20 protein-coding genes are annotated in these 26411 nt (G+C 73.3%); 13 read left to right on the forward strand and 7 right to left on the reverse strand.

Annotated elements, in window-relative coordinates; all coding sequences use genetic code 11:
- Positions 1-89: 89 nt before the first annotated feature.
- From AB0B76_RS28620 to eccCa, 3 genes are all read right to left on the reverse strand, one after another.
- Positions 90-1817 carry a hypothetical protein gene (locus tag AB0B76_RS28620; protein ID WP_360381343.1) on the reverse strand — a complete coding sequence of 576 codons (1728 nt, stop codon included), beginning with the start codon at positions 1815-1817 and terminating at the stop codon, positions 90-92.
- A gap of 37 nt (positions 1818-1854) precedes the next feature.
- Complete coding sequence (locus AB0B76_RS28625) at positions 1855-2487, reverse strand: hypothetical protein (RefSeq protein WP_360381345.1); 633 nt, start codon at positions 2485-2487, stop codon at positions 1855-1857.
- Between the two features lie 81 nt (positions 2488-2568).
- Positions 2569-6522, reverse strand: a complete 3954-nt coding sequence (gene eccCa, locus AB0B76_RS28630) for a type VII secretion protein EccCa (protein WP_360381348.1) — start codon at positions 6520-6522, stop codon at positions 2569-2571.
- A 110-nt stretch (positions 6523-6632) separates the two neighbouring features.
- Here eccCa and eccD point away from each other — a divergent pair, with 110 nt between their 5' ends.
- On the forward strand, positions 6633-8018 hold the full coding sequence (eccD, locus tag AB0B76_RS28635) for a type VII secretion integral membrane protein EccD (protein WP_360381350.1): 1386 nt from the start codon (positions 6633-6635) through the stop codon (positions 8016-8018).
- Between the two features lie 46 nt (positions 8019-8064).
- On the opposite strand, the gene AB0B76_RS28640 is transcribed toward eccD, so the two are convergent.
- Entirely contained in the window at positions 8065-8820 is a 756-nt protein-coding gene (locus AB0B76_RS28640) for an SUKH-3 domain-containing protein (RefSeq protein ID WP_360381353.1), read from the reverse strand.
- A gap of 88 nt (positions 8821-8908) precedes the next feature.
- Here AB0B76_RS28640 and eccB point away from each other — a divergent pair, with 88 nt between their 5' ends.
- The 10 genes from eccB to AB0B76_RS28690 all read left to right on the forward strand — a co-directional run bounded on the left by eccB (position 8909) and on the right by AB0B76_RS28690 (position 19483).
- Positions 8909-10312: a type VII secretion protein EccB gene (eccB, locus tag AB0B76_RS28645; RefSeq protein ID WP_360381355.1), complete on the forward strand. Its 1404-nt coding sequence runs from the start codon at positions 8909-8911 to the stop codon at positions 10310-10312.
- A 112-nt stretch (positions 10313-10424) separates the two neighbouring features.
- The gene (locus AB0B76_RS28650; RefSeq protein ID WP_360381357.1) at positions 10425-10766 is read left to right on the forward strand and encodes a WXG100 family type VII secretion target; all 342 of its coding nucleotides are present in this window, start codon (positions 10425-10427) and stop codon (positions 10764-10766) included.
- 21 nt (positions 10767-10787) lie between these two features.
- Positions 10788-11084: a WXG100 family type VII secretion target gene (locus AB0B76_RS28655; protein ID WP_360381360.1), complete on the forward strand. Its 297-nt coding sequence runs from the start codon at positions 10788-10790 to the stop codon at positions 11082-11084.
- Positions 11085-11268: 184 nt separating this feature from the next.
- Positions 11269-12177, forward strand: coding sequence for a glycosyltransferase family 2 protein (locus AB0B76_RS28660; protein WP_360381363.1), 909 nt, complete (start codon positions 11269-11271; stop codon positions 12175-12177).
- Positions 12174-13127, forward strand: coding sequence for a glycosyltransferase (locus AB0B76_RS28665; protein WP_360381365.1), 954 nt, complete (start codon positions 12174-12176; stop codon positions 13125-13127). Before AB0B76_RS28660 ends, AB0B76_RS28665 begins: the two co-directional genes overlap by 4 nt.
- A complete protein-coding gene (locus tag AB0B76_RS28670) occupies positions 13124-14344 on the forward strand; it encodes a glycosyltransferase family 2 protein (protein ID WP_360381368.1) in 1221 nt (406 codons plus the stop codon). Before AB0B76_RS28665 ends, AB0B76_RS28670 begins: the two co-directional genes overlap by 4 nt.
- On the forward strand, positions 14341-16425 hold the full coding sequence (locus tag AB0B76_RS28675; RefSeq protein WP_360381369.1) for a hypothetical protein: 2085 nt from the start codon (positions 14341-14343) through the stop codon (positions 16423-16425). The genes AB0B76_RS28670 and AB0B76_RS28675 overlap by 4 nt, the downstream gene beginning before the upstream one ends.
- A gap of 2 nt (positions 16426-16427) precedes the next feature.
- Complete coding sequence (locus AB0B76_RS28680) at positions 16428-17228, forward strand: DUF1616 domain-containing protein (RefSeq protein ID WP_360381371.1); 801 nt, start codon at positions 16428-16430, stop codon at positions 17226-17228.
- Positions 17229-17231: 3 nt separating this feature from the next.
- Positions 17232-18575: a hypothetical protein gene (locus AB0B76_RS28685; RefSeq protein ID WP_360381372.1), complete on the forward strand. Its 1344-nt coding sequence runs from the start codon at positions 17232-17234 to the stop codon at positions 18573-18575.
- Positions 18572-19483 carry a glycosyltransferase family 2 protein gene (locus tag AB0B76_RS28690; protein WP_360381374.1) on the forward strand — a complete coding sequence of 304 codons (912 nt, stop codon included), beginning with the start codon at positions 18572-18574 and terminating at the stop codon, positions 19481-19483. The genes AB0B76_RS28685 and AB0B76_RS28690 overlap by 4 nt, the downstream gene beginning before the upstream one ends.
- Here AB0B76_RS28690 and AB0B76_RS28695 read toward each other — a convergent pair.
- Positions 19468-20487 carry a glycosyl hydrolase gene (locus AB0B76_RS28695; protein ID WP_360381375.1) on the reverse strand — a complete coding sequence of 340 codons (1020 nt, stop codon included), beginning with the start codon at positions 20485-20487 and terminating at the stop codon, positions 19468-19470. The two genes, AB0B76_RS28690 and AB0B76_RS28695, sit on opposite strands and share 16 nt — an antisense overlap.
- A 66-nt stretch (positions 20488-20553) precedes the next feature.
- Between AB0B76_RS28695 and AB0B76_RS28700 the strand changes: the two genes are divergently transcribed.
- Positions 20554-22074: a glycosyltransferase family 39 protein gene (locus AB0B76_RS28700; protein WP_360381377.1), complete on the forward strand. Its 1521-nt coding sequence runs from the start codon at positions 20554-20556 to the stop codon at positions 22072-22074.
- Between the two features lie 8 nt (positions 22075-22082).
- Positions 22083-23690 (forward strand): glycosyl hydrolase family 79 C-terminal domain-containing protein, encoded by a 1608-nt coding sequence (locus tag AB0B76_RS28705; RefSeq protein WP_360381379.1) that lies wholly within the window; start codon positions 22083-22085, stop codon positions 23688-23690.
- On the opposite strand, the gene AB0B76_RS28710 is transcribed toward AB0B76_RS28705, so the two are convergent.
- Positions 23677-24426: a hypothetical protein gene (locus AB0B76_RS28710; RefSeq protein WP_360381380.1), complete on the reverse strand. Its 750-nt coding sequence runs from the start codon at positions 24424-24426 to the stop codon at positions 23677-23679. The two genes, AB0B76_RS28705 and AB0B76_RS28710, sit on opposite strands and share 14 nt — an antisense overlap.
- Positions 24427-24440: 14 nt before the next feature.
- On the reverse strand, positions 24441-26411 hold a 1971-nt coding region (locus AB0B76_RS28715; protein ID WP_360381382.1), incomplete at its 5' end, for an RHS repeat-associated core domain-containing protein.

Consider the following 26411-nt stretch of genomic DNA (forward strand, 5'->3'; position numbering starts at 1 on the left):
AACCAACAGATCCGAAAAGTCCGAAAATTCGGGTGGAAACCACCGTGCCCCCGCCGAACGAACGGCGAGGGCACGGCGCACAGCAGCGGTCAGGAACGGCCGATGGCCGGCCCCGCCTCCGGCGACGACGGAAGGTCGGGCGTGTCGATGACGGCGCCGCCCTGGTTGGGCCGCTCCACCGTCCACAGCTCGTCCTCCGTGGCCTCCCCGTGGTAGTCGTGGTCGGCCCGCTGGTCGCGGCGCACCGGCCGGTAGCCCTGCTCCCCGGAGCCGGGACCACCGCGCCCGCGCAGTGCGGGGTTGCGCCCCGCCTCTTCCGGCATCGAGGCGCCGGCCGGGCGCGGCGCCCCGCCGCGGCCCTCGATCGCCGGGCGCGACGCCTGGCGGTTGAAGGCCTCCTGCTCCTCGATCGGCAGGCCCGGGGCGCGGCGGCCGCTGAGCCGCTCGCCCGGCGCGCCGGCGCGGCCCGCGCCGCGCTGGCCCGGCGGCATGCCGTTGCCACGGCCGCCGAGGCGCTCGTTCTCCGGGCCCACGTGGCCGGACTGGCCGCCGGGGCCGCGACGGCCGCCCAGGCGGGGCGGCATCGGGCTGCGCGGCGTGCCGCTGCGCGGCATCTCCTCGCTCAGGTCGGGGCCGTGGACGCCGCCGGGGAGGCGGCCCTTCGACCCGCGCAGGTTCGGGTTGCCGCGGCCGGGCGGCATCGGCGGGCGGGCGCCGCCGCCGGGCGGCGGGCGCATGCCCGAGAGGTTCGGGCGGCCGGGCAGCTGCGGGCGCAGGCCGCCCTGGCCCTGGCCCAGGCGCTGGGCCGCCTCGGCCGGGTCGAGGCCGGACAGGCCGCCGCCGGCGCGGAAGTTCGGGCCGCCCGGGAACGCCGGCAGGCCGGGCACGCCCATCGTGGGCACCACGCCCGGGCCCGGGGCCGGGGGAAGGTGCATCTCGGGCAGCGGCGGCAGCGGAGGCGCGACCGCGCCGCCGGCCAGGGTCAGGGCGTGGTCCGGGTCGTACCCGGGCACGCCGAGGCCGGCCAGCTGCGACTGGAGCTGGTTCGGGTCGGGCGGCGTGATCTTCGGGATCGACGGCGGGTTGAGGATCGGCGGCGGCGGGATGCTGCCACCGGGGCCGCCGGGGTGGATGGTCGGCCGGACCGGCACCGCCGCGTTCGTCGGGCCCTTGTACCGCGAACCGTGCGTCAGGTGGTTGAAGTACACGCTGAGGTAGGTGTCCGCGAGATCCTTGACGAACGGCTTGATCTTCGCCGTGTATTCCTTGATCAGCCGCTTCTTGCGGTCGTCCTCGGGCTCGACCTCGTTCGACGTGGCGCTGTAGCCGTGACCGCCGCCGACGTAGCGCTTGGTGACCGCCGGCGCCGAGCCGGCCACGCTGCCCGGGTTCTTGATCGCCGCGACGAACTCGTTCCAGATCCCGAGAGCCTTGCCCTGGTTGTACTTGATCGTGCTGGCGAGCACGTCGAGGCCCTCCGCGTTGGTGTTCGCGGCGTCCTTCCACTCGTCGATCGAGGACAGCGAGGCGCCGATCTCGCGCAGGAACACCTTTGACGCGTCCGAGGTCCAGTTGGCCGCGAGCTCGTCGGTGTACCGCCGCAGATTGCGCCCGGTGTTGTCCAGCAGCGTGTGCACCCGGCGCCACATGTCGGCCAACGCGGTCGCGCGCGCGTCGGAGTCGATCTGGATCCAGGGCCACATCATCTCGATCGTCGTCGACTCCGCGTCCCAGTCGGTGGGGTTGTAGTCGACGATGTCGTTCGAGGAGGAGTAGTTGTCGTACTGCGAAACGCTCGGGGGGAGTGTGTACTTCACATACCCGTAGTACTGGTCCGTCATCGGTGTCCCCGTCTCACTTCTTCAACGGGTCTTCGGGCGCGCCCATCATGTTGTTCCCGTTGTCGTTCACGTGGTAGGCGTTGTTGCCGTCGCCCACCGTGAAGCCCTGGTCCCAGGTGTTGAAGTACGTCGAACCGGGGGTGGGCGGGATGACCCCCTCGGTCTCCGCGCCGTACTCCGACGCCTCGAACGACGTGTTGTCGGTCGAGGCCGGCGGCGGCTGCTGCTCCTTGAGCTTGTCCTGCAGCGTGGGGCGCCCGTCGGACGGCCAGAAGACGTCGTACACGTCGTCGACCTTGGCCTTGCCGAGGTCGTCGCCGCCGAGGTACTCGTAGTAGATCCCGACCGCGGCCGAGGCGATCGCCTGCAGGCTGAACGCGACGTCCTTGAGCATCTCGCCGGTGGCCGCCAGCGCGTTCGCGTGCACCCCGCGGTAGAGCTTGGCCTCCCCGAAGCCGGCGAAGGTCGACTGGACCTTCGTCATCGGCAGGACGCCGTCCTTCAGGTTGGTGTTGTAGTCCTCGATCTCCTTGTTGACGTACGTCACATAGTCACCGAGGCTCGAGACGTTGACCTTGATGTCGGTGTGTTCGACCGGCTTCCAGGAGTCATGCCCCGGCTTGTAGTCATAACCGTCTCTGGTCATTCGCCCTCCCCGTCGGCCGAAGTCGTCCCGATAGATTTAACTCAATCATATAGTTCACGCACCACAAGAAATCGAGGTTCATCAGCTCGGCGGCGGACGCCAGGCCAGCTGGACGAGCCGGCCGCCCTCCTTGCGCGTCACGTAGTACCCGCGGCCGGGCGGCTGGTGCGACGAGCGGACGTTGCCCAGCAGCGCGCCCTCGTCCCGCTCGCCGGACAGCAGCATGCCGGGCGAGCCGAGCTCCCGCAGCCGCATGAGCACCGGCTCGTACAGGGCTCGGCTGGCGCCGCCGGTGCGCCGGGTCAGGATCAGGTGCAGGCCCACGTCGCGGGCCTGGCTGAGGAAGTCCAGCAGCGGCGTGACCGGGTTGGTGCTGCCCCCGGCGACCAGGTCGTAGTCGTCGACGAGGACGTACAGCTCCGGGCCCTTCCACCAGCTGCGGTTGCGCAGCTGGTCGATCGTGACGTCGGGCCCGGGTAGCCGGCTCTTGAGCACCGCGACGACCTCGCTCATGATCGTCTGAGCCGTCTGCGCGGAGGTGCCGGTGCCGATGAGGTGCTTGCTCTCGAACGCGCCGAGCAGGCTCCGCCGGTAGTCGACCACGATCATCCGAGCCTCGTTGAGCTCGTACCGGTCGATGAGCGCCTGCCCGAAGGCCCGCAGGAACGCGCTCTTGCCCGACGCGGAGTCGCCGAAGAGCAGGAAGTGCGGGTCCTGGTCGAAGTTCACCCAGACCGGGCTCAGGTCGGCCTCCGCGATGCCGATCGGGATGCCGGCGCGCTCGCGGTCGGTGATCGGCAGGCTCTCGTACGGCAGCATCGCCGGCAGCAGCCGCACCGGCGGGGCCCCGGCCGCGGGCCAGCTCTGGCGGATCTCGGCGACCAGCTTCTCGACGCCGTCGGAGAGGTCCTCGACCGTCTGCTGCCCGTCGACGCGCGGCAGGGCGCCGAGGAACTGCAGGCCGCCGGGGACGATGCCGCGGCCCGGCGTGCGGTCGGGCACGTTCATCGCCGCGCGCCGGTCGATCTGGGAGTCGCTCGGGTCGCCCAGGCGCAGCTCGAGGCGGCTGCCGAAGAGGTCGCGGATGGCGGGCCGGACGTCGTTCCAGCGGGTCGCGGAGGCGATCACGTGGACGCCGTAGGTGAGTCCGCGGTTCGTCAGGTCGTTTATCGTCCCCTCGAGGTCCTCGAAGTCGGAGCGGATCGTCGACCAGCCGTCGATGATCAGGAACACGTCGCCGAACGGGTCGTCGGCGTGCTGCCCGGCCCGGCGCGCCCGGCGGTAGGTCGCCATCGAGTCGACGGCCGCCGCGGCGAAGCGCCGCTCGCGCTCGGCCAGCAGCACGTAGAGCTCGGCGACCGTGCGGCGCACCGCGCCCGGGTCGAGCCGGGTGGCGACCCCGCCGACGTGCGGCACCTCGCGCAGCGTGCCCAGGGCGCCGCCGCCGAAGTCGAGGCAGTAGAACTGGGCCTCGCGCGGGGTGTGCGACAGGGCCAGGCTCAGCACCAGGCTGCGCAGGATCGTGCTCTTGCCGCTGCCCGGGCCGCCGACGACGACCGCGTGCCCGGCCGAGCCGGCCAGCTCCCACCAGACCGGGTCGCGGCGCTGGTCCAGCGGCCGGTCGACGATGCCGAGCACCGCGTGCAGGCTGCCCTGCAGCTCCGCCACCTGCACGGTCAGGCCGCGCTCGGGGTCCACGATCCGCGAGGGCAGCAGCGTGTCGAGCGACGGCGGGTCGGACAGCGGCGGCAGCCACACCTGGTGGGCCGGTATGCCCTTGCCCCGCATGCGGTCGACCAGGAGGTCGAGCATGCTCTCGCCGACGACGTTCTCCTCCTCCTTGACGACCACCGGCTCCTCGGTCACCGGCGGGGCGACGTAGCCGCTGACGTAGTCGCGCACGACCGGCCCGCCCCCGGCGGCGGCCAGGGCGACGGCGGTGTCGCGGCGGTACACGCCCGAGACGTACGCGGCCCGGAAGCGCTTGAGCGGCTCGGTACCGAAGCGCAGGTAGCCGTGGCCGGGCGAGCGGGGCAGCTCGAAGGCGGCGACGTCGCCGAGCACGATGCGGCTCTCCACCGCCGAGAACGTCCGCAGGCCGACGCGGTACGACAGGTGCGTGTCCAGGCCTCTGAGCCGGCCCTCCTCCAGCCGCTGCGAGGCGAGCAGCAGGTGCACGCCCAGCGACCGGCCGACCCGTCCGATCTGCACGAACATGTCGATGAAGTCCGGTTTGGCGGTGAGCAGCTCGCTGAACTCGTCGCAGATGATGAGCAGGCTCGGCAGCGGCTGCAGCGGGGCGCCGGCCGTGCGGGCCTTCTCGTAGTCGCGCTGGGAGGCGTACATGCCGGCCTTGCGCAGCAGTTCCTGGCGCCGCAGCAGCTCGCCGTTGATGGCGTCGGTCATGCGGTCGACCAGGGGCAGCTCGTCCTCGAGGTTGGTGATCACCGCGCTGGTGTGCGGCAGCACGTCGAGCTTGGTGAAGGTCGCGCCGCCCTTGAAGTCGATGAGCACGAAGTTGAGCACCTCGGAGCTGTGCGTGACCGCGAGCGCGAGCACCAGCGTGCGCAGCAGCTCCGACTTGCCGGAGCCGGTGGCCCCGATGAGCAGGCCGTGCGGGCCCATGCCGTCCTGCGCCGACTCCTTCAGGTCCAGCTCGACCATCGTGCCGTCCGGCGACCAGCCGATCGGCACCCGCAGCCGGTCGCGCTGCGGGCGCGGCACCCAGTGGCGGGTGGGGTCGTAGTCCTCGGGCGAGCCGATCTCGAGCAGGTCGGTGAGGTCGATGGTGCCGGTGGCCCGCTGCTCGGTGCGCGAGGCCGCGGAGAGCCGCAGCGGTGAAAGTTGCAGCGCCAGCGCCTCCGTCTCGGCCAGGCTGAGCCCGTCGGCCCGGCCGACCTCGGCCTTGCCCTCGAAGGTGCTGCTGGACAGGGCGCCGCCGGGGTCGATGCTCAGCACGAGCGCGGTCTGGTCGAGCAGGCGCGGCGGCGGGGTGGACAGGTCGAGCACCGTGACGCCCTCGACGCCGCCCTCCGTCATGAGGTGGTCGGAGCCGAGCACGTCGCCGCCGTCGAGCACGACGATGAGGTGCGGGCCGCCGACCCGCTCCGAGCTGCCGGACGGGTTGAACCGGGGCCGGGAGCCCAGCACGTCGTCGAGCATCGCCTCGAGGCCCGGCACGTTTGTCGAGACCAGGCGCAGCTGGCCGAGGGCGTCGTTGCGCCCCGGGTGCAGCGCGTGCGGCAGCCACTTGGCCCACTCCCACAGCCCGGCGCTGCCCGGCCCGGCGCACACCGCGACGAGCAGGTCGTCCGGGGAGTGGAAGGCGGCCGCCTGGGCCACGATCGCGCGGGCCAGTCCGCGGGTCTGCTCGATCCCGCCCTGCATGTACACGCGGGCGAAGCCGTCGAGCGCCATCACGATCGGCAGGTCGTCGACGGTGGCGTAGGTCGTCACGAACCGCCGCAGCGCGACCGCGCACATCGGGTCGAGGTCCTCCAGCGGCTTGCTCGCCGGGGGCACCAGGGGCGTCGCGAGGTCCTGCGGGCCGAGCGCGAGGCGGACCATGCCGAAGTCGGCGTCGCCGGAGCGGCGCTCCCAGAGCCGCTGGCTGGCCGGGATCGACCACAGCGCATCGGGGTCGGGGTAGCGGTACAGCTGCGCCGCTCTCTGCTTCTGCCCGGCGCGGCGCACCTGACGGCGGCGCTGGGAGAGGTGGCGCATGTAGTTGCGCCGGGCGAGCAGCATCTCCTGCCGCCCCGGGCCCGCGTTCTGGCCGAACTGGGACGCGAGCATGCCGATCGCGGACAGGCCGAACATCGCGCCCGTCATGTAGGCGAGGGGGCCGCCCCGCTGACCGGCGAACATCAGCGCCATCGAGCCCGACCCCGCCAGCATCGGGATCATCATGAGCATCTGGGTCCAGCCCTTGCCGGTCGGGGCTGGGACCTCCGGTGGCGCCTCCAGCAGGACCTCGCCCGAGGGGTACTCGGGCTCGGCCCGCCGCGAAGGCCTGCGGCGCACGACAGTGCTCACGTCGAGCTCATCCCTCCCCGTAGAACCCGTTCGATCACCCATGCTATCCACAGGGCTGCTAGGTTGGGCACTCTCGTTCGGGCGCTGGAACTGGCAGGGAGCACGGGGCGATGGCCGAGAACGTTGGTGCCGGGCTGGCCCGGGTGGTGCTGGCCGCACCCAAGCGGCGGCTCGACCTGGCGCTGCCGGAGCAGATTCCGCTGGCCATGCTGCTGCCGGGGGTACTGCCCCGGGCCGGCGAGGCCCTGGCCGACGACGGCCTCGACCACGGTGGCTGGGTGCTGCGCCGCACCGACGGCAGCACGCTCGACATGAGCCGCACCCTCGCCGCCCAGGACGTCCACGACGGCGACATCCTGCACCTCGCGCCGCGCTACGAGGAGTGGCCCGAGCTCGAGTACGACGACGTGGTCGACGCGATCGCGGCCGGGGCCCGCCGCTACGGCGCCGCCTGGACCCCGGCCGCGACCCGCGTCACCGGCCTCGCGACCGGCGTGCTGCTGCTCTTCGGCACCCTGGCGCTGCTGTTCTTCGCCGGCCCGTCTTGGACGCTGCCCGGCATCGTCGCGCTGGTGATCGCCGCGGGCCTGCTGACCGGCGGTTTCGTGCTGTCCCGGGCGATGTCCGACGCCACCGCGGGCTCGACCCTGGGGGCGGCGAGCCTGCTGTACGCGTTCGCCGGCGGCCTGCTCCTGCTCGGTGGCGACGAGAAGCTCTCCCGCCTCGGCGCCCCGCACCTGCTCACGGGCGCGGGCGCGCTGCTGGCCTTCGGCGTGATCGGATACGTCGCGGTCGGCGCGAACATCCGCCTCTTCGTGGCCGGCATCTTCGCGGGCGCCATGGGCGTGCTCGCCGGCCTGCTCGGCCTGACCTCGCTCGGCGCCCCGGAGTGCGCCGCGGCCCTGGTCGGCCTGCTGGTGCTGCTGGCCCCCGTCCTGCCGCTGACCTCGGTGCGGCTGGGCAAGGTACCGGTGCCGCAGCTGCCCCGCACGACGGACGACCTGCTGCAGCAGGACCCGGTGCCGCCGGCCGTGACCACGTACGCGACAGTCGCCCGGGCCGACGAGATCTTCACCGGCCTGCTGTTCGCCTTCGCGGTGCTCAACGTCGCCTCGTTCTGGCTCATCAGCCGCGAGCACGGGATCATGGCGGGTGTCCTGGTCGGCGTGGTGGCCGCGGCCAACATGCTGCGCGCCCGGCTCTTCGCGACCGTCCGGCACCGCCTCCCCCTGCTGCTGACCGGCCTGGCCGGCATCGCGCTGCTCATGGCCCGCCTGACCGGGGCCTCGTTCGCCGTGCAGGTCGGCGTCGGGGTCGCGCTGCTGGTGGTGGCGGTGCTCGCGGTGACGGCGGGGATGCGGTACAGCGTACGGCCGCCCTCGGTCTACCTGGGCCGGCTCGCGGACATCTTCGACGTGCTGCTGGTGCTGGCCACGATCCCGATCGTCTGCCAGGTGCTGGGCGTGTACTCGTGGATTCGCGGCCTCGCGGGATGAAACCGGGGAAGCCGGGCGCCCCGCGCCCGGCTTCCGGCCCCGCCGGTCAGGGCGCGATGACCTCGCCCGAGTCGTCGACCTCGGCGAACGGCTCGCCGCGGACCAGGCGCGTCACGGCCTCGTCCGGCGTCGCCCCGACCAGGAACTCGCCCACCTCGTGGAGCAGGAAGACCCGCCCGTCGGCCGCGGCCACGATGTCGCTCGGGCCGTCCTCGAACCAGGCCAGCGGGAACACCGGCATCCCGAGGTCGGCGGCGAACTCCACGAAGAGGTCGGCCAGCAGCCGGCCCTGCGTGGGCCAGAACTGCACGTCGAAGCCGCCCGTGGCCACGCCCGGCTGCTTGAGCTGACGAAACGCCAGGCCGCCGAACTCCTCCAGGATGCGCCGGGCGACCGGGAACAGGGGCAGGCGCGCCTCCAGGCCCGGCGTGGCCGCGTAGACGTCCCGCAGCCAGCTCGAGATCCAGGTGCCGACGTTGCGGTCCGAGCGCCAGCCCGCCTTGGCGAGCACCTGCCGCACGTCGTCGGGGAACCGCCGGCGGGCCGCCACCTCGAGCTCGTAGAGCTCGGCGACGCCCTGCGGCGACAGGGACGGCCACGTGGTCAGCTCGCCCGACTCCTTGTCGATCACGGCCAGCGGCGCGCCCAGCACCTCCGGCGGGCGGTCGGGGTCGGACGGCGGGACCTTCGCCCACGCCACGAACCCGTGCTCGAACTCGAACAGCCCGACGTCGCCCCCGCTGACGGGAAGGCTGGCCAGGGCCCAGGGCCGGGCGATCTGCGTGGCCTCATCAGACGTCACCAATGCCGCACCTCCGTGGTCGCTGGCCTATCGTATGCAGCCGAGCGCCGCGCAAGCGCGAGGGCCACGGGGAGGGGACCAACCGGACATGCCGTCCCGACGGGAACAGATCCAGTCCTATCAGTACCTGATGCAGCGTGTGGTCAACGCGTTCGTCGCGGGCGAGGCCGACCCGGCGATGTCGCCGACGCGCCGGCTGGCCGGGGCCGGGTACGCCAGCGTCATGGTCGCCGTGCTGGTGCTCGCCGTCTTCGGGGTGATCGGGCTCGTCAAGCACGGCGGCAACACGAGCTGGCAGGCCAGCAACGCGGTCGTCATCGAGAAGGAGACCGGGACGCGGTACGTGTACCGCGACGGCGTGCTCTACCCGGTGGCCAACTACTCCTCCGCGGTGCTCGTGATCGGCCAGCCGGCCACGACCGTCTCGGTCTCCCGGGAGTCGCTGACCGGCGCCACCCGCGGCCCGCTGATCGGCATCGCGGGCGCGCCCGACGCGCTGCCCCCCGCGAGCCGGATGAGCCGCTCCGCGTGGGCCATGTGCGCCGTGGCCGGCCACGACTCCAGCGGCGGCGCCACCGTGTCGAGCCAGATCATGGTCGGCGCCACCCCGCCCGGCGGCCTCGACCTCGGCGACTCGGCCCTGATCGTGCGCGAGAACAACAGCCAGAAGGCCTACCTGGTCTGGAACGGTCACCGGTACCGCGTCGACTCCCGCCAGACCTTCGCCGCCATGGGCATCGACGGGCAGCCGCGGGTGCTCGTCGACGAGGCGTTCCTCGACACCGTGCCGCTGGGCCTGCCTATCGTCCAGCCACAGGTGGACAACAAGGGCAAAGCGTCCACCGCGCTGAAGAACTACCTCATCGGGCAGCTGCTCACGGTCACCGTCGGCGGCTCCACCACCGGCTACCTCGTGCGCGCCAACGACATCATGCCGGTCACCGGGGTCGAACAGGCGCTGATCCTGGCGGATCCGGGCACCGCGGCGGCGTACCCGAACGCGACCCCGCAGGCCAAGGCGGTGCAGGCGGCCGAGGTCGCAAACGTGGCCAAGGCCAACCGGCCGCAGACCGACCTCGACCCGCCGGCCCAGGTGCCCTCGATGGCCGCCGTCGACCCGGACAAGACGCTGTGCACCACCTGGGCCGACGGGCAGGGCGCGGCGAAGGTGCTCGTCAACGCCGGCCCGCAGCCGGAGGGGGCCGGCATCGCCACCAACGGCAACGCGACCGACCAGGTCGCGACCCGGGTCGTCGTGCCGTCGGGCGGCGGGGCGGTCGTGCGCTCGGCCCAGTCGGCCGACACCGACTCCGGCCAGGTGTTCTTCGTCACCGACCAGGGCCGCCGCTACGCCCTGGTGAACCCCGCGCAGCTGGCGTGGTTCGGCTACGGTTCCGTCAAGCCGATCGAGCTGCCGTCGTTCGTCGTGGCCCGGATTCCCGCCGGACCCGGCCTCGACCCGAGGGCGGCGCAGCGTCCGCTGGCGGGCTAGCGCGCCAATCCGGGCACCGCCCACTACGGGAAGTGGGAGAACTTCGATACGGTGATATACACAAGCGCCGCCCCACGGGGGCGTCGGCATCCGAATGGAGGTGGGTCTGACGATGGCTGGCAAGGGAGTAACCACTGACGCCGCGGTCATGGCGAAGACCGCTCAGGAGATCGACGGGGCCGCGGACCGGCTCACCGGCATGTTCAACAAGCTGATGAACGAGCTCACCCCGCTGCAGTCGTCCTGGGTGGGCGCCGGCGGCTCGTCGTTCCAGGGGATCAAGGACCGTTTCGACGGCGACGTCGCGAACCTCAACGTCGCGCTGCGCAGCATCGCGCAGGCCGTGTCGACGGCGGGCCGCGACTACACCCTGAGCGACGACGAGATGCGCCAGGAGATGCAGCAGGCCGGGGCGAGCGCCGGCGAGATCACGCGCGCACTGATGATCAACTGAGCCGAAACGGGGAGGAACACCATGGCCGGTGACGAGATCGTCGTCCAGTTCGCGGCACTGAACCAGGCGGCGTCCGACATCAGCACCGCGCTGTCGTCGATGCAGTCGGAGCTCGACGGCGTCAACCAGCAGGTGCAGCCGCTGCTCTCCAGCTGGCAGAGCGACGCCCAGGAGGCGTTCGCCCAGCGCAAGGCCGAGTGGGAGAGCGCGGCGAACGACCTGCACCAGCTGCTCAACGGCATCAAGGGGGCCGTGCTCAAGGCCGCCGAGATCATGCAGGCCCGCGAGCAGGCCAACGTCGCCAAGTTCTCCCGCTGAACGCGGCGACAGCGAACATCTGGGAAATGGCCCGGCCCGGCAGCGGCCGATGCGCCAAGCCTCACACTCACGTCTGTGTGGGTGCGCAGGGCCGGGCCATGCCTGTTAACGTGCTCCCCTGACTCGGAGGCAAACCGCAGGGAACCGCGGAACCGCAGAGACTGGTTGGGGGGACCGTTCCGCGATGGCTGACCACACCGATTGGCCATTGATCAGCGTGGTCGTGCCCGCGCTGAACGAGGAACGCAACCTGCCGTACGTGTTCGAGCGCCTGCCCGAGCCGCTGCACGAGGTCGTCCTCGTCGACGGCGGCTCGCGGGACCGGACCGTCGAGGTGGCCCGCCGGCTGCGGCCCGGCATCCTGGTCGTACAGCAGACCCGCAAGGGCAAGGGCAACGCCCTGGCCTGCGGCTTCGCCCACTGCACGGGCGACATCGTGGTTATGATCGACGCGGACGGCTCGACCGACCCGGCCGAGATCCCGCGCTTCATCGCCGCCCTGGTCGACGGGGCCGACCTGGCCAAGGGCACCCGCTTCCGCGACGGCGGCGGCAGCCACGACATCACCCGGCTGCGACGGCTCGGCAACGCGGGGCTCAACCTGGTCGTCAACGTGCTGTTCCGGACGCGGTACTCCGACCTCTGCTACGGCTACAACGCCTTCTGGGCGCGGGCCCTGCCCGGCTTCGACCTGCCCGACCCGCGGCTGCCGGCGCCGGCCGACGGCAGCAAGCTCTGGGGCGACGGCTTCGAGATCGAGACCATGCTCAACGTCCGCGCCGCCGTGGCCGGCCTGAACATCGCCGAGGTCGGCAGCGTCGAGGGCGCCCGGCTGCACGGCGTGAGCAACCTCAACGCGCCGCGCGACGGCCTGCGCGTGCTGCGCACGATCCTGGTCGAGTTCCGCCGCAAGCGCCGCGCCCGCACCACGGACCGCCGCGCCGTGCTCGCGAACACCCAGGAGCTGCCGACGGTGCCCCGGCCGCGACCGGCGCCCACGGGCGTGGTCGCGCGCCACTCGGTGCCGGGAGCGGCCGTCCCCGGCCAGCGCCGTCACCGGCCCGCGCACGACGACGAGGCGCTCGTCGGATGAGCGCACCGGACGTCAGCGTGGTCATCCCCTGCTACTCCGAGCGGCGCTGGGAGCAGCTGCGGGCCGCCGTCGCCTCCGCGTGGGCGCAGGAGCCGCGGCCGGAACGGGTCGTCGTGGTCGTCGACCACAACCCGGCCCTGCTCGCCCGGGCCGAGCGCGAGCTGCCCGGCACCACGGTCGTGGCCAACGAGTCGGAGCGGGGCGCCTCGGGCGCGCGCAACACCGGCGTTCGCCACACCACCAGCCGGTTCATCGCGCTGCTCGACGACGACGCCACCGCCCGCCCGGGCTGGCTGGCCGGCCTGCTCGCGCCGTTCGCCGACCCGGGCGTGGTCGGCACCGGCGGCGCGATCGCCCCGGCGTGGGAGCGGGGCCGGCCGGGCTGGTTCCCGGACGAGTTCCTGTGGGTCGTCGGCGCCTCGTACCGCGGGATGCCCACCGAGCAGGCCCCGGTGCGCAACGTCTGGTCGGAGAGCATGGCGGTGCGCCGCGACGCGTTCCTGGCCGTCGGCGGTTTCCGGGTCGGCTTCGGCAAGGTCGGCGAGCGGGCCCGCCCTGAGGACACCGACCTCTGCCTGCGCATGGGCGAGGACGGCGGCCGCTGGGTCTACAACCCCGCCTCCGTCATCGACCACTCGGTGCCCGCGGCCCGCTCGACGCTGCGCTTCTTCGTGGCCCGCTCGGCCAACGAGGGCCGCGGCAAGGTCGAGCTGGCCCGGCTCAACCTGGGCCGCGAGAGCCTCGGCTCGGAGCAGGACTACGCGCGCGAGCTGCCCCGCGCGGCGGCCCGGGCGCTGCTCGACGGCCTGCGCGGCCGCGGCGCCCACCGGTTCGGCCAGGCGTTCGCGCTCGTCGCCGGGGCGGGCGCGGCCGGCGTCGGGGCCGGCTACGAGTGGGCGTTCGGCGCGCGCCGGCGCAAGGTGCTGGAGCCGGCGGTCGGAACGGCATGAGCGTCGGGATGGCGGTCGCGGACTACAACCTTCCGTCCGCCGCGACAACCGACATGTCCGGAAAATCAGAGAAGTCACAACAAACGTGGCTCCTCGTCCGCGTCCACACCGAGCCGATCGGCGCCCTGGTCGTCGCGGCCGGCGAGGACCCGCACGCGGCCGTGGACCGGAAGTTCGGCCCCGCTGTCGCCGAGCGCCGGGACGGCGACTTCCTGGCGCGGCGCGCGGCGGTCCTGCGCGACGCGCCCCCGATCACGGTCGTCGTGTGCACCCGCGACCAGCCCGAGGCCCTCGCCACGTGCCTCGACAGCGTCGCGCGGCAGCGGTACCCCGACTTCCAGGTCCTGGTCGTGGACAACGCCCCCACCAGTGACGTAACGGAGCAGGTCGCGCGCGCCCGCGGAGTGCGTTACGTGCGGGAGCCGCGGCCGGGCCTGTCCAACGCCCGCAACCGCGCCCTCGCCGAGACCGGCGACGAGATCCTCGCCTGGCTCGACGACGACGAGGTTGCCGACGAGCACTGGCTCGCCGAGCTCGCCCGCGGCTTCGCCGAGCACCCCGAGGCCGGGGTCGTCACCGGCGCGGTCGTCCCGGCCGAGCTGGCCACCGCGGCGCAGGTCTGGTTCGAGGAGTTCGGCGGGCACAGCAAGGGCCGCGGGTTCACCGCCGCCGTCTTCTCCCCCGCCACGGCGAAGGTGCAGAGCCCGCTGTACCCCCTCCCGCCCTTCGGCGCCGGCGCCAACATGGCCTGGCGCGCCGCCGCGGCCCGGGCGATCGGCGGCTTCGACCCCGCGCTCGGCGCCGGCACCCCGGCCATGGGCGGCGAGGACACCGTCGCGTTCGCGAAGGTGCTGCTCGCCGGGGGCACCATCGCCTACCGCCCGGCCGCGCTGACCCGCCACACCCACCGCCGCGACCTGGCCGGCCTCGAGCGGCAGCTGTTCGGCTACGGCGTCGGGCTCACCGCGGGGTACACGAGCCTCGTGCTCGGGCGCCCCGCGCTCGTACCGCGGCTGCTGCGGCTGGCCCCGACCGCCCTGCGCGACCTGCGCAACCCCGACGGGGCCCGGCTGGCGACGGTCGGCCCGGACTTCCCGGCCCACATCCTGGCCAACAACCGCCGGGGCATGCTGCAGGGCCCGGCCGCCTACCTGCGCGGCCGCCGCGAGCAGCGCCGCCGCCCGCGCACGCCCGAGCCGGCGGAGGTGGCCGCGTGAGCGCCCCCGCCCGCCGGACGACCGTGCGCAAGACCCCGCCGCCCGAGCCGCGGACGCCCGCCGGCAAGACCGTCTCCGACGACGAGACCGTCGAGGTGAGCCGCGAGGAACTGATGCGGGTGCACACGACCCGCCGCACCGTGCGCCGCACCCCGATCCCCGCGCCACGCCTGCCCGCCGACGACGACGCGACCGTGGAGGTCAGCGCCGAGCAACTCGCACAAGCCAAGGCGCCTTCCAGCGGTACCGTCAAAATGTCCGATCCCACCGGCTGGCTCGCCGCGCACGTCCCGATGCTGGGCCAGGCCCCCTGGATCATCGCGCTCTCCTCGGCCGGGGTCGCCCTGGTCGCCCTCGCCTACTCGGGCGGGCGCGACGGCGCCGGCTGGGCGGTCGCGGCCTACTGGCTCGGCCAGGTGCTGGTGTTCGCGCCGGTCGCGGTGCGGATGCTGGCGCGGCTCGCGGGCACCGCGGAGGCCTACGCGCTCGTGCTCGGCCTGGCCGTGAACCAGTACCTGCAGAAGTGGATGTACAGCCCGGACCAGTTCCGCTTCCCGGACGAGCTGCAGCACTGGGCCGCGACCTCGACCCTGGTCCGCACCGCGCACCTCTACGAGCCCGACCACGGCCTGCCGGTCGTCGAGCACTTCCCCGGCCTGGAGGAGATGGGCGGCTCGGTCGCGCTGCTCACCGGGCTGCCGGTCACCGTCGCCGGGCTGGTCGTGGCCGGGCTCGCGCACCTGGCCTTCGTGAGCCTGCTCTTCGCGGTGGTGCGCCGGGTCGGCGGCTCGCCGCGCCTGGCCGGGCTGACCTGCGTGATCTACGCGACCTCGCTGCACTACCTGTTCTTCGACTCGATGTACGTGTACCAGACCGGCGCGCTGCCGTTCCTGATGCTCGCGGTGTGGGCCGCGATCTGCTGGCAGTACGAGCGGCGGGTGCTCGCCCACCTCGCGATCGGCGGGTTCGCGATCGCCGGGGTCGTGGTCACGCACCACGTCACCGCGATGATGACGGTCGGCACGCTGCTGCTCATCGGCGCCTGCGAGTTCCTGTTCGGCCGGCCGCGCCGCTACGGGGCGCTCATCCTCGGCGGGCTGGCCGCGGCGGCGACGGGGACCTGGTTCGTCTTCGTGGCCACTGACGTCACGACGTACCTCACCCCGGCCGCGCGGGGCCTCTGGAGCGCGGGCGTCCGGCTGCTGCTGCACGGCGAGTTCGGCGGCGCGGCGAACGGGTCGGCGACGCCCCCGCGCTGGGAGACGGCGGTGTCCGTGGTGGCCGTGCTCGCGCTGTTCGCACTGTTCGTGCAGCAGCTGCGCACGGCGGTCGCCGGCCGGTCCCGCGACGTCTGGCACTGGTCGCTGCTGGCCGGCACGTTCGTCTTCTTCGCCACCGCCGGCCTGCGCTTCATCGGCACCCAGGGCCCGGAGCTGGCCGGGCGGGCCGCGACCTTCACCTACGTGCCGGTGTCGCTGCTGGTGGCGAGCACCGTGCTGGCGTGGCGGCGCAACGGCGGCCTGCGGACGCGGCGGCACCTGTCCATCACCCGCACCCGCACCGCGGTCACCTGGTCGCTGGCGGCCGGGCTGGCCCTGCTGCTGCTCGTCAACTCCCGGGTCGGCGGCTGGCCCGCCTTCTACGGCCGGCTGCCGGGCGGGTTCCTGGCCTCGGGCTTCGAGCGGGCGGTCGACCCGATGGGCGTGACCGCGGCCAACTGGAGCCGGGCCTACCTGGGCACCGGGCACCGCTTCGCCGCCGACACCACCGGGTTCGGCCTCGTCTCGACGTACGGCGGCCAGCGCATCGTCCGCGAGACCGCGCCGCTGTTCTACTCCACCGCGTGGGGCCTGAAGGACCAGGAGCTGGTCCGGGCCCGCTCGGTCGAGTTCGTCTACGTCGACATCCGCCTCGCCGACCACGAGCCCGTCACCGGCTCGTACTTCCCGCAGGACCCGATGGTGGGCAAGCGCACGGGCCCGCTGGACCGGGCCGGGCTGACCAAGTTCGACGCGATCGTCGGGGCCGACCGGGTCTACGACAACGGCACCATCCGCATCTACGACCTCAGGGACAGCTGAGCATGGCCCCCAACCGCGCCGGGACGCCGGCGGTCCTGCTCGCGATCACCTCGGTGGCCGCGCTCGCGGTCGTGCTGCAGTTCGACGGGCCCCCGGCGGTCGTCGCCGGCCTGCTGCTGACGCTGGTCCTGCCCGGCTACGCGATGACCCGCGGGCTGTTCCCGGGCCGCTCGCTGAGCCCGATCGAGCGGGGCACGCTCGCCGTCACGCTGAGCCTCGCCGCGCTCGCGCTCGGCGGCATCGGCATGTTCGCCGGCGGCGCGCGGCTGAGCCGGCTGTCCTGGGCCGAGCTCGGCGTCGGGGTCACGGTGGTGTCGGCGCTGGTCTGGTACCTGCGCCAGCGCAGCCGGCCGGACTCGAACTGGTCGACGGCGGACACCGTCGAGCAGGGCGCGGTGCCGCTGCGCGCGACGACGCTGAGCACCCGCAAGGCCGCCCTGCGCCTGGCCCCGCTGGCCCTGGCCGTGCTCTTCGTGACGGTGGCCGGGGTCGTGAGCTGGCACAGCGCGAGCCGGGCCGACGCGGTGGCGTTCACCGAGCTCTCGATCGTGCCCGCCGGGCCGGTCGAGGAGGGCGCGGCCCAGCGTGACGTCGTGATCGGCGTGATCTGTCACGAGCAGCACACCACGCAGTACACCGTGAAGATCCACGACAACGGCAGCTTCCAGGCCTCGTTCACGCCGCGGGTCCGCAACGACGCGACCTGGGCGGTCACCACGGCGGTCCCCGCGACCGGCACGATCACCGCGGAGCTCTACCGCGAGGGCGACACCATGCCCTACCGCTCGGTCCATCTGAGCTAGACCATGACCGTCTACGAGGGCACCAGCGCCACCCGCCCCGACCGGCGGTTCGGCCGGGCCGCCCGCCGCCACGTCGACCTGCTGACCAACTCGGGCTCGCTGATGGGCACGACGGTGGTCACGTCGGTGCTCGGCTTCGCCTACTGGTGGGTCGCGGCCCGCGCGTTCCCGGCCGACGTGGTGGGCAGCGCGTCGGCCGCGGTCTCCGCGCTCACGCTGGTCGGCACCCTGAGCATGTTCGGCATGGGCACCCTGCTCATCTCCGAGCTGCCGCGGCTGCCCGACCCGGCCCGGCGCTGGAACTTCATCGTCACCTGCCTGCTCGTGGCCACGACTGCGGCCGCGGCCGGCGGGCTGATCTACGTCGGGCTGGCCCGCTTCGCGATCCCGGGCCTGCGCCACTCGATCGGCTCCTGGCCGATGACGCTCATGCTGCTGCTCGGCGTGGTCGTCACGGCGACCACGCTGGTGCTCGACGACGGGCTGCTCGGGCTCATGTCGGGCCCGCTGCAGCTGCTGCGCAACACGTACTTCGCGCTGATCAAGCTGGCGCTGCTGGGCGCGCTCGCGTTCGTGCCGCTGGCCGTGGGCCCCGGGCACCTGCTGGCCACCTGGGTCGTGGGCGCGGTGCTGTCGGTACTGCTGCTGACGCTCTCGCTGCGCCGGCGGGGGCTCTCGGCCGCGGTCCGGCCCGACCGCTCGATGCTGCGCGGCCGGCTCGTGCAGGCGCTGGAGCACAACGCGCTCAACCTGGCCCTGTTCGTGCCGCGGACCGTGCAGCCGCTGGTGGTGGCCGCGGTCATCTCGCCCGCCGCGACCGCCGCGTTCTACACGATGTACATGATCTTCTCGTTCGTCACCATGCTGCCCAACAACCTGGCCACGACGCTGTTCGCGGCCGCGGCCGGCAACCTGACGGCGCTGCGCGCGAAGGTCCGCATGGCCCTGCTGCTCTCCGTCGGGCTGGGCGTGCCCGCGAGCGTGGTGCTGGCGCTGGTGGCCCGGCCGGTGATGGGCCTGTTCGGCCCCGACTACGCGAACCTGGCCGGGACGGCCCTGTCGATCCTCGCGCTGACCTACTCGGCGCTGCTGTTCCGGCCGTTGTACTTCGCGATCGCCCGCGTCCGCGGCCGGGTGCCCCGGGCCAGCGTCTTCGCCGTGATCGCGGGCCTCGCCGAGCTGGGCGCGGCCTGGTACGGCGGCTCCCACGACGGGCTGACCGGGCTCGCGCTCTGGCTCGCCGGCGTCTGGGTGTTGCAGGGCCTGTACACGGCCCCGGCCGTCCTGGTGGTGGCCCTGCGCCGCCCCGACGCCTGGAAGCACGCGGCGGGAAGGCACCGCGCATGACGACCCCCTCCGTCTCGGTGGTCATCCCGACGTACAACCGGGGCCGGCACCTGACCGAGATCGTCGCCGCGGTCGCCGCCGACCCCTGCCCGCACGAGATCGTGGTCGTGGTCGACGGCTCCACGGACGGCTCGCTGGAGCTGCTGCGGCGGCTCGCCGTGGACGAGCCGCGCATCGTCCCGGTCTGGCAGGGCAACCGCGGGCAGGGCGCGGCCCGGCAGGCGGGGGTCGAGCGGGCCACCGGCGAGGTGGTGCTGCTGCTCGACGACGACGTGCTCGCGGGGCCGGGGCTGGCCGCCGGGCACGCGGCGGCGCATGCGCACCGGCGGGGGGCGGTCGTGCTCGGATACATGCCGACCCGGCGGCCCGAGCCGCGCCGGCCCGGCGACTACCCGGCCTGGCTCTACGCCGAGGACTACGAGCGGGCGTGCGGGGCGTACGAGCAGGACCCCGGCTCCGTCATCACCCACCTGTGGGCCGGGAACGTCTCGCTGCGCCGGGCCGATGCCCTCGCGGTGGGCCTGGACGGCGGGCCCGGGCTGGTGCGCCACGAGGACCGGGCGTTCGGGCTGCGCTGCGCCCGGGCCGGGCTGACCGGCGTCTTCGACCGCTCGCTGGCCGCGACGCACCTGCACGCGCAGTCGCCGGCCGGCTTCGCCCGGCAGTTCCGCGAACAGGGGCGGTCCCGGGCCGCCCTGGCCCGGCTGTTCCCGGAGTACGTGACGGCGGTCGACCCGCTGGCGCAGGTGCCCGGCTTCGTGCGGCTGTTCGTGCCGGTCCCCGGGCTGCTGCGTGGCGCCGTCCGGATCGCCGGCGCGGTGCACGCCTGGGGGGCGGAGACGGCGGGGGCCCGCGTGCTGCGCCAGGTCGAGCTGGCCCGCGGGTTCCGCGCTCAGCCGCCGAAGTAGGGGTCGCTCGCCAGCTTGGTCTTGAACGCCTCGAGCGAGCCCGGGGTGCTGTCCAGCCGGAAGTTCTCCTCGGTGCCCGGGCTGTGGTCGGTGTCGTACCAGACCACGGCCGCGATCGCCGGGTGCTTCTTGGTCCAGTCCGACAGCGCGCCGATCCAGTCCGGCTTGGTGGTGCCGCCGCGGTCGAGCACGCCGGTCTCGGCGATCATCAGCGGCTTCCGGGCGCCGAACTCGTCGTAGAAGGCGTCGTAGATCGCGTTCGGGTTGAGGCTGCTGTCGCCGTACCCGGAGATGGCCACCCAGTCCACGTACTCGTCGCCCGGGTAGTAGTTGCCCATCGCGTTCCACGGCAGGTCGGGCTTGGAGTACCAGTTCGGCCCCCACACCCAGCCGACGTTCTTGGCGTTGTGGGCCTGGAAGATGTCGTGGATGTGCCGCCAGGCCGCGATGAAGTCCTGCGGGCGGCTGTCGTTCTTGGCGCCGCCCCACTCGTACCAGCTGCCGTTCATCTCCCACGCCCAGCGCAGGAAGACCGGCTTGCCGTACTGCGCCAGGCGGTCGGCCTCCTTGGCGATCCAGGCGTCCTGCGAGCCGCTGAGGATCTGCTTGTACGCCGGCCCGCGCCACGACAGCAGCGCGTACTGCCCGGCGCCGACGGTCGGCATCGAGGTCGGCATCGGATCGTTCCACTCGTAGTAGTAGTGCAGGATGCGGAAGTCGCGGCCGAGCTGGTCGCGGCGCAGCTGCAGGGCCGGCCCCTGGGGGGTGCCCTGAATGCTCACGAACGCGCCGAGCATCACCTTGCCCGGCACCACGGCCGGGCCCTGGCGGGCGGCGACGGCCACCGACGCGTGCGGTGCCGGGGCCGGCTTCGAGGCGGCCGCGCGGGGCGTCCGCGCGGCGCCGGACGTGCCGGGCTGCACCTCGTCGGAGAGCCGGTCGCACCCGGTCACCAGGAGCGACGCGGCCAACACGCAGGCCAGCAGGCGCAACCGTTTCCGCAACGCTCTTCCCTCCCCCCGACGCAGGCCAGCATACGGGTGACGGCGCTCGGTGCTAACCTCGGCCGCATGTCGACCGCCGTCGTTGATGCGCCGCCGCCGGCGACGACCGATGAGCCGGCGCGCCCCGCGCCGGACTGGTGGCGCGTCGCCTGGGCCCCCGCCGCGGCCGCGCTCGTGGCCGGCGCGGTGCTGCCCTCGGGGCGCAATCTGTGGCAGGACGAGTACGTCACCGCCTACACGTCCCGGCTGACGTGGCCGCAGCTGTTCCACCTGCTGCAGCACATCGACATCGTGCACGGGCTGTACTACGTGTTCGCGCACCTCTGGGCGCAGGTCTTCGGCAGCTCGACGCTCGCGCTGCGGGCGCCCTCGATCATCGCGATGGGCGTCGCGGCCGGGGCGCTGGCCGTGCTCGGGCGCCGGCTCGTGGACACCACCACCGGCGTGCTGGCCGGGCTGCTGTTCGCGGTCGTGCCGTCGGTGTCGCGCTACGCCCAGGAGGCGCGCTCGTACGCCTGGGTCAGCGCGCTGGTGATGCTCACCACGCTCGGCCTGATCTCCGCGCTGCGCGACCCGCGCCGCCGGCGCTGGCTGCTCTACGGCGCCGGCCTGGTCGCGCTGACCTACCTGCACTTCGTGGCGCTGCTCGTGGTGCCGGCCCACGCCCTGCTGGCCTGGCGGCTCGCCGGCGGCGACCGGCGCAGGCTGCGCCCGTGGCTTGTCGCCGTGCTGGTCCCGGCCGCGCTCGCGGTGCCGATGGCGTTCGTCGCGAAGGGCCAGGAGCAGCAGGTCGCCTGGATCGGCCGGGGCGAGAAGGACATCTCCGCCTTCCCCACCACGCTCTTCGGCGATCACGCGGTCGCCTGGGTGATGATGATCGCCGCGGCCTACGGCGCCGTCGCGCTCTGGGCGGTGTACCGCGACGTGGTGCCCGCGCTGCTGGCCTGGGCGTTCGTGCCGCCACTGGGCGCCTGGGCGATCTACCCCCTCGTGCACGTGTTCCTGCCCAAGTACGTGCTGTTCACCCTGCCCGCGTGGGCGCTGCTCGCCGCGGCCGCGGTGGTCGTACCGCTGCGCCGGCCCGATCCGCGGCTCGTGCGGTACCGCTGGTTCGCCATGCCCGCCGCCCTGTTGGCCGTGCTCGTGCTGGGCTGGCCCGTCCAGGAGCGCATCCGCGCCGCCGACTCGCTCGGCGAGCCCGACTTCCGCGGCGCCGCCGCGTACATGCGCACCCAGGTCGAACCGGCCGACGCCATCGCCTACACGGCCCCGGCCGGGCTCGGCGACGGCCGCGTCCCGATCATGGTCGAGATGGGCAGCGCCATCCCGCGCGAGGCGTTCCAGCGGGTCTCGGGCCGGGAGTCGGGCACCTACACGGGCGTGGCCTGCACCGACCTGGCCGCCTGCCTGGGCGACACGGAGCGGGTCTGGATCGTCGCCCTCGACGCGCCCGCCGGCGACCCGCTGCACGACCTCTCCGAGAGCCGCCAGCACGTGATCAAGGACGAGTACAGCGTCGCCCGCACCGACAAGTTCCGGCGCCTGCAGGTCGTGCTCCTGCTCCGGCACCCGGTCGAGGGCGGCTGAGGCGGCCCATGAGCGTGCAGCCGCCCGAGGTCTTCATCCCCGGCCGGCCGGGCCGGACGCCACCGCTGTGGCTGATCGCGGCCGTCATCGTGCTGACCCTGCTGTGCACGAGCGCGGCCGCGGCCTGGGGCAGCCTCGGCGGCCCGGAGGCGGCGGCGCTGCCGGCCCGGCGCCTCACCCACTCCGCGCCGGCGTCGGCCTCGCCCTCCCCGTCGCGCACGCCGCCGGCCATCCCCGGCGGGGCGGACGCCGCCGTGGTCGCCGTGGACCGCAACGCCCCCGGCAACCCGCTGCCGGCCAACGCCCTCGGCCTGTCCTACGAGGCCGACCAGCTGGCCGTCGCCCCCGGCTTCGACCCGGTCCAGGGCAACCTGAAGAACCTGCTGCACACGCTCGGCACCGGCAACCTCAAGGTCGGGGCGAACGCGGTCGACTCGTACGTGCTGTGGAACCCGAACAACGACCCGGTCCCGTCCTGGGCCAAGACCCCGATCGGCCCGGCCGAGATCGACCGCCTGGCCGCGCTCTCGGCCGCCACCGGCTGGCCGGTCGAGCTCGCGGTGAACCTGGCCCACCTGGACGAGGCGCGCATCGCCGACGAGGCCCGCTACGCCGCGACCCGGCTCGGCCCGCACCTGCTGGCCATGGAGTGCGGCAACGAGCCCAACGGCTACCCGGGCCGCGTCCGCGACGGGGGCTGGGGCTACCAGCAGTACCTCTCGGACTTCGACACCTGCGCCCGCGCGATCTCGGGCGCCGGCGTCCGCGTCGCCGGCCCGAACACGTACAACAACACGTGGATCGACGAGTTCGCCCGGGACCGGCACGCCAAGGTGGCGTACCTCACCGACCAGCCGTACTCGCTGTCGCAGCACAACAGCCCCGGCCACACCGTCGAGGAGCTGCTCTCCCCGAACAACGCCCGCGACGACCTACAGAACCTGGGCCAGCCCCTGGCCGCGGCCCGCAAGTACGGCCTCGCCCTGCGCCACGACGAGACGAACTCGGTGAACCTGGGCGGCCTGCCCGGCGTGAGCAACGTCTACGGCGCCGCCCTGTGGGGCGTCGACTACTCGCTGATGCTGCTGCAGGCGGGCCTGTCGGGCCTGAACTTCCACGGCACCATCGGCGTGTGCGACCAGCCCGAGCAGGACATGAACGTGCGCGTGTACACGCCGCTGTGCGCCGCCACCGAGGAGGACCGCCGAGCGGGCCGCCTGACCCCGCGGCCGCTGTACTACGGGATGCTGATGGTCGCCCTGATGGGCACCGGCACCTTCCTGCGCACGACGGTGAACACCGGTCACAACCTGACGACGTACGCCGTGCACGGCAGCGACGGCAAGACGCGCGTGATGCTGGTCAACAAGGAGGCCACCACGGCGGCGCCGGTGACGGTCACGCTGTCCACGGGGGCGGCGCCGGGGGCGAAGGCCTCGGTCATCCGCCTGGCGGGCACGGCCCTGAACTCCCCGGCGAACATCACGGTGGCCGGGGCCACAGTGCGGCCGGACGGCACCTTCGTGCAGGGCCCGGCCGAGTCGGCGACCACGACGACGGCGGGCGTGACCCTGACCGTCCCCGGCGGCAGCGCCGCCCTCATCACTCTGGCGTGACGCCGGGGCTGTACCGCTCGATCACGTCGATCGACTCCTGGGCGCGCACCCGCAGCGCGGGATCGTCGAGCAGCCGCCGCAGCACCGGCAGCACCGCCTCCCGGTCGATGGCGCGATCGGCCCGGGCGACATGCCCGAGACACGTCACCGCCACCGCGCGCACCTCCTCGGGCCGGTCGCCCTCGACGAGCTCGAGCAGCAGCCGCGTCGTCCAGTCACGGTCGGGCTCGTTCCGCGTCAGTTCGAGCACGGCGCCCACCGCGACGTCGACGTTCTCCCCGTTGACCAGCGCGACCTCCCCGTCGCGCCACTCGGGCGTCGGCCCCGTCGCCTCGACCGGGGTCGGCTCCCGCTGCGGCGGGTTCCGCTCGAGCCACCGCTCCCACTCCCGCTGCAGCATCGGCGGGTAGCTGCCGAACTGCGGCCCCGCGTCGGCGAGGGCCGCGGCGATCCACTCCCGGCCCTCCGGCGTCGAGACGCCCCACCGCCGCACGAGCTCCTGCCGCGCGATCCGCTCACGGCCGAGCCACGAACCCGTCTCCGGGAGGTTGTGCAGGATGTCGGCGATCATCCGGATCCGCCCGGCCGCCGCGGCCAGCTCCCCGGCCGGCGGCACCCGCTCGTGGAGCGCGGACTGCGCCAGGTCGCCGGCCAGGGAGCGAATCTCGATCGTGCCGCGGCTCAGCAGGGCCGCGGCGGCCCGGACGGCCGTCGCCCGGCCGCTGTTCATCGGCACCGCATCACCTCTCGTCAACCGCGTGGCCTGAAGTTCTTGATGTAGATCTCCGTCGCGAACGTGATCTTGCTGGTGCCGCGTCCGGCGGCCGTGGCCGTCGCCCGGGCGATGAGCTCATACATCCGGTGGTTGCCCTCGTCGATGGCCCACTCGGTGGCCTTCTGCTGGATGAACACGTTCTTTCTCGGCTTGAAGACCGACCGGAGCAGTTTACTGTCGCTCCAGCGCACCTTCTCCGCCATCTTCCTCACGCTCTCGGCGCCGCCGTTGACGTCCGGCAGGAACATGTCCCTGACCTCGCCGATGGTGGTGTTCGCCGCCGGGCCGGGCTTGGAGAAGGCGTTCTTCAGCCCGCCGACGAGCGCGCCCGCGCCCTTGACCGCGCCGGCCGTGCTGGACGCGATGTTGCGGGCCTCGGCCCCCATCGCCTGCTTGCCGACCTGGAACGCGGCCTTCAACCCGTCGCCGGCCGCCATGGCCGCGCGCCCGGCCGTGATGCCGGACCCGACCATCGAACCCAGGCCGCCGCCCAGCCCGCCGACCACCGCCCCGACGGCGCCGGTCTTGAGCATCCCGCCCCAGGAGAAGTTGCCCTTGCCCTGGACCTTTGTCTGATAGGCGTACGTCACCATGTTGGTGATCGCGCCCGCGAGCGCCCCGCAGGCGACCGCGCCGACGCCGGTGACCCCGATCGCCATGTTGCAGACCGCGCCGGCGACGAAGCCGGCGGTGAAGCCGATGATCTCGGCCTTGTGCTCGTCGACCCAGTTGGCCGCGCCGGTGACCGCCTTCTTGAAGCCGCACTTGATCGGGTGGGCCTTGCAGTAGGCCTTCTGCTGGGCCTCCTTGGCGCGCTTCTGCCGATCGAGCTCCTGCTGGCGCAGGCGGTCCATCTCGGCCGGGTCGACGTAGCGCTCCATCGTCGCCGCGCCCGACTTGCCGTAGTACTGCTCGTCGGTCCGCTCGCCGGTCGGGTCGCTGTGGGTGACCGGGCTGTTCTCGGCGTAGGCGTAGGACTGCAGCTGCTGCGGGTCCTCGGGGTCGACGACCGGGTCGGCGGAGAGGAACCGGCCCAGGGCCGCGTCGTAGTACCGGGCGCCGATGCTGACCAGGCCCGTCGTCGAGTCGTTGGTACCGCCGACGAAGCCCTTCTCGTTCGGCCACGTGACCGCGGCGCCGCGGGACTCGCCGAAGGGCTGCTGCCGGCGTACCGTCACCGCCTGCGTGGACGCCGCGACGGAGATGTCGCCGGTGCCCTGCGCGTCGGCCGAGAGCCAGGTGAGGCCGCCCGCGGTGCGCTGCCCGACGGTGGTGCCGCCGAAGCCGAAGTACCGGGTGCAGGTCTTGTTCGTGGTCGCGGTGGTGTACCGGACCTCCATGTCGGGCAGGTAGAGCGTCTTGCCGGTGCCGTCCTTGCGGATGAGGCGGGCGCCGGCCGCGTCGTACAGGAACGTCGTGCTGCCGGCGGCGTCGGTGACGCCGGACAGGTTGCCCTCGGCGTCCCAGGTCAGGGTCTGCTGCCCGCCGGCGCCGGGTCGGCCGGTGGTGTTGCCCGAGTTGTCGTAGCCGTAGGTCGCGGTGTGGGTGCCAGTGTTGTCGGTCGTGCTGGTGCCGGTGACGGTGTGCGGGCGGGTCGTCGTGGCCGGGGTGGCCCCGGTCGGGAACGTGTACGTCGTCGACCTGGTGCCCGCGCTGGTGCCGTACTGGGTCTGGCCGGTGCGGCGCCCGACGGTGTCGTAGTCGTAGTGGACGCGGTACGGGGCCGGGCCGCCAATGGTCGCCGTGGGGCCGGTCGAGCAGTCGCCCGAGTTCGGCGTCCAGGCATCGGCCAGGCGCTCGTAACGGTCGTGGCTGAAGCACTGCGTGTCCGCCGTGCCGCCGGCCGGGGTATCGGCGATCTTCGTGACCGTGCCGAAGTCGTTGTACGTGTAGTGCAGGTCCGAGACCGTGTTCGGCGACACCTGGTCCCGCTCGGTCTTCAGGCC

It is taken from the genome of Dactylosporangium sp. NPDC049140 (assembly GCF_040648435.1).

Excerpts from the sequence above, each read along its gene's own strand:
- AB0B76_RS28625 (WP_360381345.1), bottom strand. The coding sequence starts at position 2,487 with ATGACCAGAGACGGTTATGACTACAAGCCGGGGCATGACTCCTGGAAG.
- eccD (WP_360381350.1), top strand. The coding sequence starts at position 6,633 with ATGGCCGAGAACGTTGGTGCCGGGCTGGCCCGGGTGGTGCTGGCCGCA.
- eccB (WP_360381355.1), top strand. The coding sequence starts at position 8,909 with ATGCCGTCCCGACGGGAACAGATCCAGTCCTATCAGTACCTGATGCAG.
- AB0B76_RS28650 (WP_360381357.1), top strand. The coding sequence starts at position 10,425 with ATGGCTGGCAAGGGAGTAACCACTGACGCCGCGGTCATGGCGAAGACC.
- AB0B76_RS28655 (WP_360381360.1), top strand. The coding sequence starts at position 10,788 with ATGGCCGGTGACGAGATCGTCGTCCAGTTCGCGGCACTGAACCAGGCG.
- AB0B76_RS28660 (WP_360381363.1), top strand. The coding sequence starts at position 11,269 with ATGGCTGACCACACCGATTGGCCATTGATCAGCGTGGTCGTGCCCGCG.
- AB0B76_RS28665 (WP_360381365.1), top strand. The coding sequence starts at position 12,174 with ATGAGCGCACCGGACGTCAGCGTGGTCATCCCCTGCTACTCCGAGCGG.
- AB0B76_RS28670 (WP_360381368.1), top strand. The coding sequence starts at position 13,124 with ATGAGCGTCGGGATGGCGGTCGCGGACTACAACCTTCCGTCCGCCGCG.
- AB0B76_RS28680 (WP_360381371.1), top strand. The coding sequence starts at position 16,428 with ATGGCCCCCAACCGCGCCGGGACGCCGGCGGTCCTGCTCGCGATCACC.
- AB0B76_RS28685 (WP_360381372.1), top strand. The coding sequence starts at position 17,232 with ATGACCGTCTACGAGGGCACCAGCGCCACCCGCCCCGACCGGCGGTTC.
- AB0B76_RS28690 (WP_360381374.1), top strand. The coding sequence starts at position 18,572 with ATGACGACCCCCTCCGTCTCGGTGGTCATCCCGACGTACAACCGGGGC.
- AB0B76_RS28700 (WP_360381377.1), top strand. The coding sequence starts at position 20,554 with ATGTCGACCGCCGTCGTTGATGCGCCGCCGCCGGCGACGACCGATGAG.
- AB0B76_RS28705 (WP_360381379.1), top strand. The coding sequence starts at position 22,083 with ATGAGCGTGCAGCCGCCCGAGGTCTTCATCCCCGGCCGGCCGGGCCGG.